This is a genomic window from Cupriavidus campinensis, from assembly GCF_905397395.1.
Lineage (GTDB): Bacteria > Pseudomonadota > Gammaproteobacteria > Burkholderiales > Burkholderiaceae > Cupriavidus > Cupriavidus campinensis.
In genome coordinates, this window is record NZ_CAJPVH010000011.1 from 55,855 (window position 1) to 68,952 (window position 13,098).

12 protein-coding genes are annotated in these 13,098 nt (G+C 66.2%); 3 read left to right on the top strand and 9 right to left on the bottom strand.

Annotated elements, in window-relative coordinates:
• Positions 1-12 precede the first annotated feature (12 nt).
• Positions 13-2,475, bottom strand: coding sequence for a penicillin acylase family protein (locus KHO18_RS09490; RefSeq protein ID WP_211943068.1), 2,463 nt, complete (start codon positions 2,473-2,475; stop codon positions 13-15).
• A 151-nt stretch (positions 2,476-2,626) separates the two neighbouring features.
• Complete coding sequence (locus KHO18_RS09495; protein WP_211943069.1) at positions 2,627-4,057, bottom strand: aldehyde dehydrogenase family protein; 1,431 nt, start codon at positions 4,055-4,057, stop codon at positions 2,627-2,629.
• 147 nt (positions 4,058-4,204) lie between these two features.
• Between KHO18_RS09495 and KHO18_RS09500 the strand changes: the two genes are divergently transcribed.
• On the top strand, positions 4,205-4,822 hold the full coding sequence (locus KHO18_RS09500) for a hypothetical protein (protein WP_211943070.1): 618 nt from the start codon (positions 4,205-4,207) through the stop codon (positions 4,820-4,822).
• Positions 4,823-4,885: 63 nt separating this feature from the next.
• Here the strand turns inward: KHO18_RS09500 and KHO18_RS09505 are convergent, their stop codons facing one another.
• The 6 genes from KHO18_RS09505 to KHO18_RS09530 form a co-directional block, all read right to left on the bottom strand.
• Positions 4,886-6,508 carry an ABC-F family ATPase gene (locus KHO18_RS09505; protein WP_144195123.1) on the bottom strand — a complete coding sequence of 541 codons (1,623 nt, stop codon included), beginning with the start codon at positions 6,506-6,508 and terminating at the stop codon, positions 4,886-4,888.
• Positions 6,509-6,735: 227 nt separating this feature from the next.
• Positions 6,736-7,662: a muramoyltetrapeptide carboxypeptidase gene (gene ldcA / locus KHO18_RS09510; RefSeq protein WP_211943071.1), complete on the bottom strand. Its 927-nt coding sequence runs from the start codon at positions 7,660-7,662 to the stop codon at positions 6,736-6,738.
• A 5-nt stretch (positions 7,663-7,667) separates the two neighbouring features.
• Positions 7,668-8,222, bottom strand: coding sequence for a tRNA adenosine(34) deaminase TadA (tadA, locus tag KHO18_RS09515; protein WP_377731459.1), 555 nt, complete (start codon positions 8,220-8,222; stop codon positions 7,668-7,670).
• 9 nt (positions 8,223-8,231) lie between these two features.
• Positions 8,232-8,708 (bottom strand): 6-pyruvoyl trahydropterin synthase family protein, encoded by a 477-nt coding sequence (locus KHO18_RS09520; RefSeq protein WP_211943072.1) that lies wholly within the window; start codon positions 8,706-8,708, stop codon positions 8,232-8,234.
• A gap of 3 nt (positions 8,709-8,711) precedes the next feature.
• Positions 8,712-9,356: a 7-carboxy-7-deazaguanine synthase gene (queE, locus tag KHO18_RS09525; protein WP_144195119.1), complete on the bottom strand. Its 645-nt coding sequence runs from the start codon at positions 9,354-9,356 to the stop codon at positions 8,712-8,714.
• An 85-nt stretch (positions 9,357-9,441) separates the two neighbouring features.
• Positions 9,442-10,329 carry a LysR substrate-binding domain-containing protein gene (locus KHO18_RS09530; protein WP_211943073.1) on the bottom strand — a complete coding sequence of 296 codons (888 nt, stop codon included), beginning with the start codon at positions 10,327-10,329 and terminating at the stop codon, positions 9,442-9,444.
• A 104-nt stretch (positions 10,330-10,433) separates the two neighbouring features.
• Here KHO18_RS09530 and KHO18_RS09535 point away from each other — a divergent pair, with 104 nt between their 5' ends.
• Together KHO18_RS09535 and dkgB are read left to right on the top strand one after the other, a co-directional pair.
• On the top strand, positions 10,434-11,642 hold the full coding sequence (locus KHO18_RS09535) for an MFS transporter (RefSeq protein WP_211943074.1): 1,209 nt from the start codon (positions 10,434-10,436) through the stop codon (positions 11,640-11,642).
• A gap of 33 nt (positions 11,643-11,675) precedes the next feature.
• Positions 11,676-12,476, top strand: a complete 801-nt coding sequence (gene dkgB / locus KHO18_RS09540; protein ID WP_144195113.1) for a 2,5-didehydrogluconate reductase DkgB — start codon at positions 11,676-11,678, stop codon at positions 12,474-12,476.
• A gap of 35 nt (positions 12,477-12,511) precedes the next feature.
• Here dkgB and KHO18_RS09545 read toward each other — a convergent pair whose 3' ends face one another.
• On the bottom strand, positions 12,512-13,021 hold the full coding sequence (locus KHO18_RS09545) for a DUF1993 domain-containing protein (RefSeq protein WP_144195111.1): 510 nt from the start codon (positions 13,019-13,021) through the stop codon (positions 12,512-12,514).
• Positions 13,022-13,098: the final 77 nt, after the last annotated feature.

Sequence of the window (13,098 nt, forward strand, 5' to 3'; positions counted from 1 at the left end):
CTCTCCTGAAGCTTAGGGTGCGCCGGCTGGCCGGAGCACCAGTGTGTCGAACGCGTCGCCGCCGGGATTGCGGCGTGGCGCGCCAATCGTAATGAACTGTACCGCCGCCCACCGCTCGGTCCAGTCGCGGTAGTGCGGAGACAAGGCATTGCCCGATTGTCCCGTCGACGTCATGAAGCGGGAATGGGACAAATCTGAAAGGTCATAGATCGCGCGCAGGCTGGCCGCATGTACGCTCTCGAAAGGTGCGGCCTCGTCACGCAGGCTGTGGCGGCCGACATCCACCGTATACGTATCACCGCCGGTCGGCACGCGCACGTTAAAAAAACCTGACAAGTACGAAACTTTGCCGAACGGCTTGTGCTCGGCGCGCGCGGTATGGGCCTGGCCCCAGCGCCATGTTTCCGGATTGCTGCCATAGCGGGCGTCCAGGTCGGCGATGGCGCGCTGCCAGGCCAGGCCGATGGTTTCGGCGCAGGTCTCGTGCGCCGGCGTACGGGTGTTGTCGCACCAGAACGCACCGGCGCCGCGCGGGGCACGCAGCGCGTTGAGCATCGGCAACTGCACGTTGCGCTGGTCCCAGAGCCGGTTGAACTGGGTCTCGTCCAGCTTGTCTTCGAACAGCAGGCGCGACAACTCGCGCAGCCATGCGGTGGCGACCAGCGGCTCGGCGCGGTCTGCCGCCATGGTGGCGTCCCACTTGCGCAGGGCCTCGAACAGGGCGCGCTCGCGGTCCGGGCGCTTGGCGTCGCTGGCCACGGGGGCGGCCAGCAGCAGTGGCAAGGCATCGCGCACGGCCAGCGAGACCACGTCCTTCTGAATGGCGGCGAAGCTGTCCGGCGTATGGCGCGGCGTGGCCTCCAGCAGCGCGCGGATGCGGTCGTGGCGGTACGGCACGGTCCACTCGCTGGTGATGAAGTACGGGTAGTCGTCGGCCACGATCTTCTGGTTGGCCGTCACGATCATGCCGTCCGGCGGGTTGAAGCGGCGCGGCAGCGCGTCGAACGGCACGAAGCCGGTCCAGTCGTAGCGCGCATCCCACCCCGGCGCCGGCGCGAGGCCCTTCAGGTCGTTGTCCGCCCGGCGCAGCGGCACGCGGCCCGGCGCGATATAGCCGATATTGCCGTCCACATCGGCATAGACGATGTTCTGCTGCGGCGCGTGGAGGTCGCGCATCGCCGCCAGGAAGGTGTTCCAGTCGCGCGCGGCGGCCAGCTTCAGGCCGCCTTCGAAGGTCTTGTCGTCCGGGCGCAGCGCGGTCCACTGGAACGCCACCACGTACTGGGCGCCCAGCGGCTTGGCGGCAATGGTCAGCGGCTCGGCCACGTCGGACAGCACCGGGCCGTGGCGCGTGGCCCGGACGGTCAGGGCCACGTCCGGGGCCCCCTTCACGCGGATGGTCTCGGTGCGGGTCTCGAACTCCGCCCAGCCGTCCGGCGTCTGGTAGCGGGTGGGGTGCGCCGGATCGATCCTTTCTATATAGAGGTCCTGCACGTCCGGCGCGGTATTGGTGAAACCCCAGGCAATGCGCGCGTTATGGCCGAGCACGACCAGCGGAATGCCGGGCAGCGTGGCGCCGGTCACATCGAGCCCCGGCGCCTGCATCTGGGCGAAATACCAGAGTGACGGCGCCTGCAGCCCCAGGTGCGGATCATTGGCCAGCAAGGGCTTGCCGCTGACCGTGTGGGCGCCGGAGACCACCCAGTTGTTCGATCCCATCCCCTCTACATAGCTTGCCGGCGCCCGCTCCACCACGCTCGCCATGGCCGTGGCCACGGGCGCGAGATGGCGATAGAAGGCCGCGTAGTCCATGGTGCGCAGCGGTGGGTCGCCCGGATAGGGAGCGAGGATCTCGGCAATGCGGGACGTGGGCAGCTGCTGGGCCAACCCCATGCGCAGCACTTCCTGCGTCCAGTTGCCGCCCAGATCCCACGCCATCATGGTCTGCCAGCCGAGCGTGTCGGCGGGCTCCCAGCGCTCCGGCTTGGTGCCGAGGATCAGGAACTCGGGCGGCAGCGCGGACTTGCGCGTGTCGATGAACGCGTTCACGCCATCGGCATAGGCTTGCAGCGCGGCGCGGGTCTCGGGGGAAGTCTGGGCGAGGATGGCCTCGGCATTGCGCCGCACTCCCAGCGTGCGCAGGAAGCGGTCGGTGTCCAGCGCGCCCGGGCCGAGGATTTCCGCCAGCCGGCCCGCCACCACGCGCTTGTTCATCTGCATCTGCCAGAGCCGGTCCTGCGCGTGGACGTAGCCGAGCGCGTAGTAGGCGTCCAGCGCATGGGCGGCCTGGATGTGCGGCACGGCGTTGCGGTCCCGCACCACCACCACGCGGTCATGCAGGCCGGGCAGGATCAGCGTGCCGGCCGTATCCGGCTGCGAAGCCTGGCGATACCAGGCATAGCCGCCCACGGCGCCCGTCACCAGCAGCAACAGGAGCGAGAGCAGCCAGCCGCCGAGCCGTTTCCACCAGCGCATCGTATTCCTCCGAAATATTGGGATCGATTGGTTCGATTGGTTCGATCGGGTTCGATTGGGATCCATCAAAGAGCGAAGCATCGCAGATTCCGGCGCCAGAAAAAAATGCCCGGACGTGCCGGGCATGCGATGCAACGCCAGGAAGCGCCCGTCAGGCGGGCTTCTTCAGTTGCAGCGACTTGTATTCGAGGAATTCCTCGAGTCCGTACTTGCCGGCCTCGCGCCCGTTGCCGGACTGCTTGAAGCCGCCGAACGGCGCGTTCATGTTGAACGGGCCGCCGTTGATGTCCACCTGACCGGTGCGGATGCGCCGTGCCACGCGGATCGCGCGGGCCTCGTCGCCAGACCACACCCCGCCGCCGAGTCCGTAGACGCTGTCATTGGCGATGCGCACGGCGTCTTCCTCGGTGTCATAGCAGATTACGGTCAACACCGGGCCGAAGATCTCCTCCTGCGCCACGGTCGCCTTCGGATCAACGTTGCCGAGCACCGTCGGCTTCACGAAGAAGCCCTTGCCGAGCCCCTCGGGGGCATCCGGGCCGCCGGCCAGCAGTTCGGCGCCCTCCTCCAGCCCGCGCCGGATATAGCCCGTCACGCGCTCCTTCTGCACGGCCGAGATCAGCGGGCCGAGACGCGTGGTCTCCGCCAGCGGGTCGCCAAGCGTGAAGTTCTCCACCACCTTCGCGACGATGGCCTTGACCTCGTCGTAGCGGGCGCGCGGCACCAGCATGCGGGTATGGGCCGAGCAGGTCTGGCCCGAGTTCAGGAAGCAGGCGTTGATGGTGCCCTTGACGGCCTGCGGCAGGTCCGCGTCGTCCAGGATCACCGAGGCGGACTTGCCGCCCAGCTCCAGCGCCACGCGCTTGACCGACTGCGCGGCCAGCTCGGACACGCGTTTGCCGGCGCGCGTGCTGCCGGTGAACGACACCATATCCACTTCGGGGTGGCTCGCCAGCACTTCGCCCACGATCGGGCCATAGCCGGTGACGAGGTTGAACACGCCCGGCGGCAGGCCGGCGGCCTCGATCACCTCGGCCAGCACAAAGGCGTTCAGCGGCGCCACCTCGGACGGCTTGAGCACCACGGTGCAGCCGGCGGCCAGCGCCGGCGCCACCTTCAGCGTGATCTGGTTCAGCGGGTAGTTCCACGGCGTGATCGCGGCCACCACGCCCACGGGCTCGCGCACCACCAGCGAATTGCCGACCTGTTCCTCGAACTGGAACTGCTCCAGCAGCGAGGCGGCCTGGCCCCAGTTATAGACCGGCCCGCCCACCTGGATGGCCCGCGCCAGCTTGATCGGCATGCCCACTTCGCCGGCAATCAGCTGCGCCAGTTCCTCGGTACGGTCCTTGAGCCCTTCGGCGATCTTGCGGATATAGCCGGCGCGCACGGCCGGCGGCGTGTTGGACCAGCCGTCGAAGGCGGCCCGCGCGGCGGCGATGGCGTCCTCGGCATCCCGGGCGTCGCCCTCGGGAATCTTGCCCATTACCGCCTCGGTGGCGGAATGAACCACATCGATCAGCCCGCTGCCATGGGGCTGAATCCACTTGCCGTTGATGAAAAGTTTGTCTCGTTGTTGCATGGCCACAGTTCTCGATAGGTGAATCGGCGGTTGCAATTTTTTGTTACTTTTAGGGTGCCTCACATTGTAGAGCGGAATGCCAACTCGGATTTTGTTTGATTCCGGGCGCATGCCGCCCATCGAAAACAAAGAAAAGAGGAGCGAGACATGGTCGATCCGGTCTTTCAGAAGACGGAGGCAGGTCAGGAGGAGATTCGCACACGTGCCCGAAAGCTCGATCACAAGCTGCGCGCGCTGCTGCTTATCGTGAATGGCGAACGCCGCAAATCGGCGTTGCTGGCGCAGGTGGGCGGGATGGGGGTCGGGGAGGAAGCGCTGGACACGCTGGTGGAACTGGGGCTGGTGGTGGCGGATGCCTCGGAAGCGGCCAAACCCGTTGCCCCGCCGGTAACCGCCACCACACAACGCCCGGCCCGCTCTGGCCCGCCGGACACCAATCTGTTTGCGGCGTATTCGGCACTCGGCAAGGGACTCGACGACGTGCTCGCCGATACCGCCATCGCCCCGACGCCGGTAGCAGTGGGCGGCGCGGACGGCTACAAGCAGCTTTACCACTTCTATACCGATGTGATCGGCAATCATCTTGGATTGCGCGGCTACGTCTTGCAGGTGAAGGTGGAAAAGGCGGGAACGGTGGCCGAACTGGCCGCGTTGCGCGAGGCACTGGCCGCGGCCTTGCAGAAGGCCAAGGGAGAGATCACCGCAAGGGCGATTCTGGACCAGCTGGATGCGATGCTGGCGGCGCAGGGGGTGGCCGCCAGGTAAGAACAACGCCCCTCCCCCATGGGAGAGGGGCGTTCCGGCTCGGTGTTCCGGCTCGGAGTTCCTTTAAGCCGCGATACCCTGCGACTCCAGGTACTCGTCGTACGTGCCGAGGTAGTCGGTGATCGTGCCGTCCGTGCGGACTTCGATCACACGCGTGGCCAGGCCGTTGATCAGTTCGCGGTCGTGCGAAACAAAGATCAGGGTGCCGGTGAACTTGTCCAGTGCGATCTGCAGCGACTCGATCGACTCCATGTCCATGTGGTTGGTCGGCTCGTCCATGGCCAGCACGTTGTGGCGGCCCAGCATCAGCTTGCCCCAGATCATGCGGCCCTTCTCGCCACCGGACAGCACCTTGACGTTCTTCTTGATATCGTCGGCCGAGAACAGCAGCCGGCCCAGCGTGCCGCGCAGCGACTGGTCGTCGTCGCCGGCCTGCGTCCACTGGCTCATCCAGTCCATCACGTCGCGGTCCACCGGGAATTCTTCGTACGTGTCCTGCGGCATGTAGCCAACGTTGGCGTTCTCGGCCCACTTCACTTCGCCGCGGTCCACTTCCACGCCGCGCTGCACGCCAGTCTGGACAATATTGTTCAGCAGGCTGCGCAGCAGCGTGGTCTTGCCGGCGCCGTTCTCGCCGATGATCGCCACGCGCTCGCCGGCCTGGATCGCCAGCGTCAGGTTGTTGATGATCTTGCGGTCGTAGGTCTTGGTGATGCCCTCCACCTCCACCGCCAGGTTATGCAGCTTCTTCTCGAACTCGAAGCGCACGAACGGGTTCTGGCGCGACGACGGCTTGATGTCCTCCACCTTGATCTTGTCGATCTGCTTCGCACGCGACGTGGCCTGGCGGGCCTTGGACTTGTTGGCCGAGAAGCGGCGCACGAAGTCCTGCAGTTCCGTGATGCGCTCCTTGGCACGCGCGTTGGCGGCCAGCTGGCGCTCGCGGGCCTGCATCGACGCTTCCATGTAGTCGTCGTAGTTGCCCGGGTAGACCTTCAGCGTGCCGTAGTCCATATCGGCCATGTGCGTGCACACCGAATTCAGGAAATGTCGATCGTGGGAGATGATGATCATCGTGGAATTGCGCTCGTTGAGCACGTCTTCCAGCCAGCGGATGGTGTTGATGTCCAGGTTGTTGGTCGGTTCGTCGAGCAGCAGCACGTCCGGGTTCGAGAACAGCGCCTGGGCCAGCAGCACGCGCAGCTTCCAGCCGGGAGCGATGTCGCTCATCGGGCCCTGGTGCTGGCTGGTGGGAATGCCCACGCCCAGCAGCAGTTCGCCGGCACGCGCCTCGGCGGTGTAGCCGTCGAACTCGGCGTAGCGGGCTTCCAGCTCGGCCGCCTTCATGTAGTCCTCATCCGTGGCTTCCGGATTGGCGTAGATGGCGTCGCGCTCGCTCGCGGCGGCCCACATCTCGGTATGGCCCATCATCACCACGTCCAGCACGCGGTTGTCTTCATAGCCGAACTGGTCCTGGCGCAGCTTGCCCAGGCGCACGCCCGGCTCCAGCATGACCTGGCCCGACGAGGGATCGAGGTCGCTGCCAAGGATCTTCATGAAGGTGGACTTGCCGCAGCCGTTCGCGCCGATCAGGCCGTAGCGGTTGCCTTCACCGAACTTGACCGTGATGTTCTCGAACAGCGGCTTGGGGCCGAACTGCATGGTGATGTTTGCGGTAGAAAGCACGTCTGGAACCTTTGAATGCGTATGGGTGCGTAGAGGGAGGCTGCGCGGGGCGCCTGCGCCGCCCTGGCGGGCCCGGGCCTGCCAGGGTTGGGGGATCGCGTGGAAGACCTGCCCATCAGCGCGTCCGGCCTGGCAAAAATGCGGAAATAACCGGAGATTTTACCACTCGCGGGCCGTTAGCGGGGATTGCTCGGGCGATTACCGGCGGGCGCGGCGCGTTGTGACGGTTACAGCGTCGGGTAGCCGGACAGGGCCAGCGTGAAGCCGTCCGCCTGGGCGGTCAGGCGGGCCTGCGCGCCCACCGGCAGCGTCAGCTTGCGCGGGCAGTGGCCGAACGGCAGGCCGGTCAGCACCGGAATGCCGACTTCGGCACGCACGTAGTCGAACACGGCGTCCATGTCGTAGCCGTTGTCGTAGTCCGTGGTGCGGTAATTGGAGAAATCGCCCAGCACCAGTGCCTGCTGGCGGGCCAGCACGCCGGCCTGCGCCAGTTGCAGCAGCATCCGCTCGATGCGGTACGGCGGCTCGTTGATGTCCTCGAGAAACAGGATGCCGCCGTCGATCTTCGGCATGTAGGGGGTGCCAAGCAGGCTGCACAGCATGGCGAGGTTGCCGCCCCAGAACGTGCCGTCCACGGCCACGGGGCGTGCCAGCGCCTGCGGGGCCTCCACCGTGACCGTGTAGGCCGGGTCGCGCAGGATAGCCTCGAAGTGCTGCCACATGAACGCGTCCACCGGTTCGGCGCCGAAGTCGGCCAGCAGCATCGGGCCGGCAAACGTCACGCCCCCGGTGGCGGCGAGGTAGGCAAGCTGAAACCCCGTGAAATCGCTATGCCCGACGATGGGCGTGCCGCTGGCGCGCGCCTGGTCGGCAATCCGCGCGAAATCGATCTTGCCGAGCAGCCGCCCCAGCCCGTAGCCGCCGCGCACGGCCAGCGTCAGTTCGCGCTGCGCACCGGTGCCGATGGCGTGGAGGTCGGCCAGCCGTTCGGCGTCCGTACCGCCGAAGCGCAGGTAGCGGCGGGCCAGCACGTCGGGGTTGCCCACGTGATAGCCGTGATGCTTGAGCCAGGCGCATCCACGTGCCGCAATCGCCACATCATGGGGGTAACCGGAAGACGCAATCAGGCGGACTTCGATCGATTGGCTGCTCATGGACCTTAATTCTCTGCACCAGAATCTGGAGCCGCGATTTTAACGCGTGCCGACTTCTGCGCACGGCGCCGCGCGCCAAAGAAATCGCGCAGCATCTGGCCGCATTCGTCGGCCATCACCCCCCGGGCCACCGTGGTCTGATGATTGAGCGTGGCCTGCGCGAACAGGTCCACCACGCTGCCGGCCGCGCCGGTCTTGGGGTCGGTCGCGCCGAAGACCACGTGGCGCAGGCGGGCGTGGAGGATGGCGCCCGAGCACATCGCACAGGGCTCTAACGTCACATACAGCTCGCACTCGGGCATGCGGTAGTTGCCGAGCACCTGGGCGGCGGCGCGCAGCGCCTGCATCTCGGCGTGGGCGGACGGGTCCATCGAGCGGATCGGCAGGTTGTGGCCGCGCGCGATGATCCTGTCGTTCCAGACCACCACAGCGCCCACCGGCACCTCGCCCGCTGCTTCGGCCAGACGCGCCTCTTCCAGCGCGGCGGCCATGTAGAAACGGTCGCGCGCGTCGGGATCGGGGAAGGTCTGGGGCAGCAGATCGGACATCGGATCGGACATCGGCCCGGATCAGTCCTGCGCGGGCAGGCGTACCGGCGCGCTAACTTCGGCCCAGCAGTTCGGCGTTTCGAACAGCACGAGGCGGGTCAGTTGCAGATGGTGGCCAAAGCAGTCCTTGAACACGGGCGCGAGGATGTCGAACGCCACCTGGGCAAGGTTCTCCACCGTGGGAATGGACTCGAGCACCACGGTCTTGTGGTTTTCCATCGACTGGAGGAAGTTCAGCAGCGCCGTATCGCCCCGGTAGATCAGGAAGGCGTGGTCCCACTTCGAGACCAGATGCTCGTTGGCGAGCGTCTTGATGTCGCCGAAGTCGAGGATCATGCCGTCGTCGGAGGCGCCTTCCTTGTGCAGGACTTCGCCCGACAGGGTCAGGTCCAGGCGGTAGCGGTGGCCATGAATGTTGCGGCACTGGCCGCCATGGCTAGGGATACGGTGGCCGGAATCGAACTCCAGGCGACGGGTGATGGAGACTTGTTTGGTCATGGATCAGCGAATGCCAAGCAGCTTGTGGGTCTGCAGCGACAGGCGCCAGCGCGGGTGGCGCTGGCAGAATTCCACCGCCGCGGCCGTATTCTGCCGGGCCAGCGGGCCATCCATGGCTTGCACCATGAAATAGCGAAAATCCAGCTGCTCGTATGCCGCGAAGTCCTGGCCGTCCTGCGGGATGACAACCTTGAGTTCGTCGCCGCGCGTCACCACGAGATCCGCGCCCATCTTCGGGCTCACGCAGACCCAGTCGATGCCGTCCGGCACGGGCAGCGTGCCGTTGGTCTCGATGGCGATCTCGAAGCCCTGCGCGTGCAGCGCGTCGATCAGCGGCGCGTCCAGCTGGAGCAGCGGCTCGCCGCCGGTGCAGACCACGAGCGGCTTGCCGCCGGCGCTGCCAGGGCCCTGGGGCCATTCCGAGGCCACCACGGCCGCCAACTCCTCGGCGGTTTTGTACTTGCCGCCGCGCGTGCCGTCCGTGCCAACGAAGTCTGTGTCACAGAACTGGCAGACCGCGCGCGCCCGGTCTTCTTCGCGGCCGGTCCACAGGTTGCAACCCGAGAAACGGCAGAACACCGCAGCGCGGCCGGCGTTGGCGCCTTCGCCCTGCAGCGTGTAGAAGATTTCCTTGACGGCGTAAGTCATTATGTGGGGTAGCGACGAGCAACCCATTAGTATAGCAAGGGACTAGGGTTTTCGCTAAGGCGCACCCTGCTCCGCTGATGGCCGCCTAAGGCGCCAGCCGCTCCTGCAGGAAGTCCAGGAACACGGCAATACGGGCCGATAGCTGCGTGTTGAGGTAGTAAACGGCGTGGATCGGCTGCCGGACCTCGATCGTACTGCCCTTCAGCACCTGCACCAGCCGGCCCGCGCGCCGGTCGGCATCGGTCATGAAATCGGCCAGGCTGACGATGCCCTGCCCGGCCAGCGCCAGCTGCCGTAGCGTCTCGCCGCTCGACGCCGAGATTTGCGGACGAATCTCCACTTCCGCGCCATTCTCGCCCCGCAGCGGCCAGCGATTCAACGACTCCGGCTGGGTGAAACCAAGCAAGGTGTGATCGCCAAGCTCGGCCACGGTGGCCGGGATGCCACGCGCATTCAGGTAATCAGGACTGGCCAGCACGCGGATGCGGTTGCTGCCCAGCGCCCGCGCGTGCAGCGTGGAATCGCGCAGCGTGCCGATACGGATCGCCACGTCGGTGCGGTGTTCGAGCAGATCGATGATCTGGTCGTTGGTATTCAGTTCGAGCTCGATTTCCGGGTAAGCCGCGCGGAAGGCGCCGACCAGCGGCACCACCACGTGCAGCATGAACGGCGACGCCGCGTTCACGCGCAGCCGCCCCGCCGGCCGCTGGCGGCGCAGCGCCATCTGCTCCTCGGCCAGATCTGCCGCCGCCAGGATCTGGCGCGCGTGGGCGAGCATCGCCGCGCCCTCCTCGGTCAACTCCAGCCGCCGCGTGGTCCGGCGCAGCAGCGTGGTTTCCAGCTTCTCCTCCAGCCGGGACAGCGCCCGGCTGACCCCGGAGACGGTCTGGTCGAGCTGCTCCGCAGCGGCGGTGATCGAGCCGCTATCCACCACGGTCGCAAAGGCGAGCAATTCTTCTAGCGTCAGTTTCATCCTTGAATTTTAGTCAAATATCTTTGGCTGATCACGGGGTTTTTCTGCAAGAAAGCACGCGGCACACTGCGTCCATCGAAAAAACCTGCTTGAGGATGTTCGACATGCCTATTGCCTTGCTGGCGCTAACGATCAGCGCCTTTGCCATCGGGACGACGGAATTCGTGATCGTCGGCCTGATTCCGACCATCGCGGCGGACCTGCACATCTCGGTGCCGTCCGCCGGCCTGCTGGTGAGCCTGTACGCACTGGGCGTGGCTGTCGGCGCGCCAGTGCTGACCGCCCTCACCGGCCGCCTGCCCCGCAAGCTGCTGCTGCTCTCCCTGATGGCGCTGTTCACCGCCGGCAACCTGCTGGCGTGGAAGGCGCCGAGCTATGAATCGCTGATCATGGCGCGCATTCTTACCGGCCTCGCGCATGGCGTGTTCTTCTCGATCGGCTCGACCATCGCCACCGGCCTGGTGCCAAAGGAGCGCGCCGCGAGCGCCATCGCCATCATGTTTACCGGCCTGACCGTGGCACTGGTGACCGGCGTGCCGCTTGGGACATTCATCGGCCAGCATTTTGGCTGGCGCGAGACCTTCCTGGCCGTGTCCGGTCTCGGCGTGATCGCCTTTATCGGCAGCCTGCTGTTCGTGCCCTCGCAGATCCGCCATTCCCCGCCCGCCTCGCTGTTGCAGCAGGCGCGGGTACTGGCCGAGCCGCGGCTACTGCTGGTTTATGCGAAAACGGCCATCGGCTACGGCGGATCGTTCATTCCGTTCACCTTCCTTGCCCCGATCCTGCAGGACGTCTCGGGCTTCAGCGCCGGCGCCGTGGGGCTGGTGATGCTGGTGTATGGCGTGTCCGTGGCGGTGGGCAATATCTGGGGTGGTCGGCTGGCGGATCGGCATGGCCCGATTCCAGCGCTGCGCATCGTATTTCTCCTACTCGCCGCCGTGCTGTTCGTGCTGACCTTCACCGCGCCGCACCGCTGGCTGGTGGTGGCCACGGTGCTGGCCTGGGGCGCGGTTGCCTTCGGCAATGTGCCGGGCTTGCAGGTCTACGTGGTGAAGCAGGCGGAGCGCCATACGCCGCAGGCCGTGGACGTGGCCTCCGGCCTCAATATCGCCGCGTTCAATCTCGGCATTGCCGGGGCGGCGTGGGCGGGCGGGCTGATCGTCCAGCATCTGGGGCTGATGCATACGCCGTGGATCGGCGCGCTGGTGGTGCTCGTGGCGCTGGGCCTGACCGAATGGAGCGGCCGGCTGGACCGCGCCGCCGGCATCGATCCCCGTGCGGGCAATGTGCCGGCCGGGGCGATGTCTCATTGATTTTTGCCAACCTTCCTTTCATCGGAGAACTTCATGCAGATTCCGCAACTTGGCCTTGGCACCTTCCGACTCAAGGACCAGCAGGTCATCGATTCCGTGACGATGGGGCTGGAGGTGGGCTATCGCCACATCGACACGGCCCAGATCTACGGCAACGAGGCCGAAGTAGGCCGCGCGATTGCCGCCAGCGGCGTGGCGCGTGACGACCTGTTCGTGACGACCAAGATCTGGACCGAGCACCTGGGCCGCGACGCCTTGCGCGCCAGCCTTGAGACGAGTCTTGAGAAACTGAAGCTTGATCGGGTCGATCTGACGCTGATCCATTGGCCGTCGCCGGGCGACGCGTTGCCGGTGGCCGAGTACATGGAAGCGCTGGCGCAGGCCCAGGCCGCCGGGCTGACGCGTGCGATTGGCGTGTCGAATTTCACCATCGGGCACCTGAAGCAAGCCATCGACGCCATTGGCGCGCCGGCCATCGCCACGAACCAGATCGAACTGCATCCCTTCCTGCAGAACCGCAAGGTGGCGGGGTTCATGCGCGAACAGGGGATTCACCTGACGGCCTATATGCCGCTGGCCTACGGCAAGGTGATGGAGGATGCCGTACTACGCCGGATTGCCGCCGTGCGAGACGCCACGCCGGCGCAGGTGGCGCTGGCGTGGCTGATGCAACAGGGCTATGCGGTGATTCCGTCGTCCACCCGGCGCGCCAACCTTGAGAGCAATCTCGCGGCGGCGCGGCTCACGCTGACAGCCGGCGAGATGGCCGAGATTGCCGCGCTGGACCGGGGCGAGCGGCTGGCCAACCCCGCCTTCGCGCCGCAATGGGACTGACGACTGGGACTAACGACTGGGACTGACGCCGGCAATCAGCGCGGCGCGCCGAGGAAGTCCATCTTGCCGATCTGCACGCCCTTGTGGCGCAGCAGGTCGTAGGCGGTGGTCACGTGGAAGTAGAAGTTCGGCAGCGCGAAGCCCAGCAGGTAGCTTTTGCCGTCGAAGGTGACCGGGCCATTGCGGAGCTTGAGTTCCACGGTGCGCGTGTCGCTGCCCTCCAGCTGCTCGGGGCGGATCGACTTCAGGAAACCGATGGTCTTGGCGATGCGCTCCTGCAGCTCGGGGAACGTCGCCTCGGTATCGGCGTAGGACGGAATCTCGATCCCGGCCAGCCGCGCGGCGCAGCCCTTGGCGGAATCACTGGCGCGCTGCACCTGGGCGGGCAGCGCGTCCATGTCGGCAATCAGACGCGTCTGAATCAGCTCGGATTCGTCGATCCCCTGCGCCTTGGCGTGGGCAGCGCCCTTTTCAAGAATCGCCGATAGATTGCTCAGTGCGCGGATGAACGGCGGGATCGAAACGTCATACATCGAGAGGGCCATTTGGGCTCCTTGGGTGCGGTGTCGTGGGGGTGCGCGGCAGTGCCGCCGCTGTGCTGCAGACGGGAGGATAGATCGAA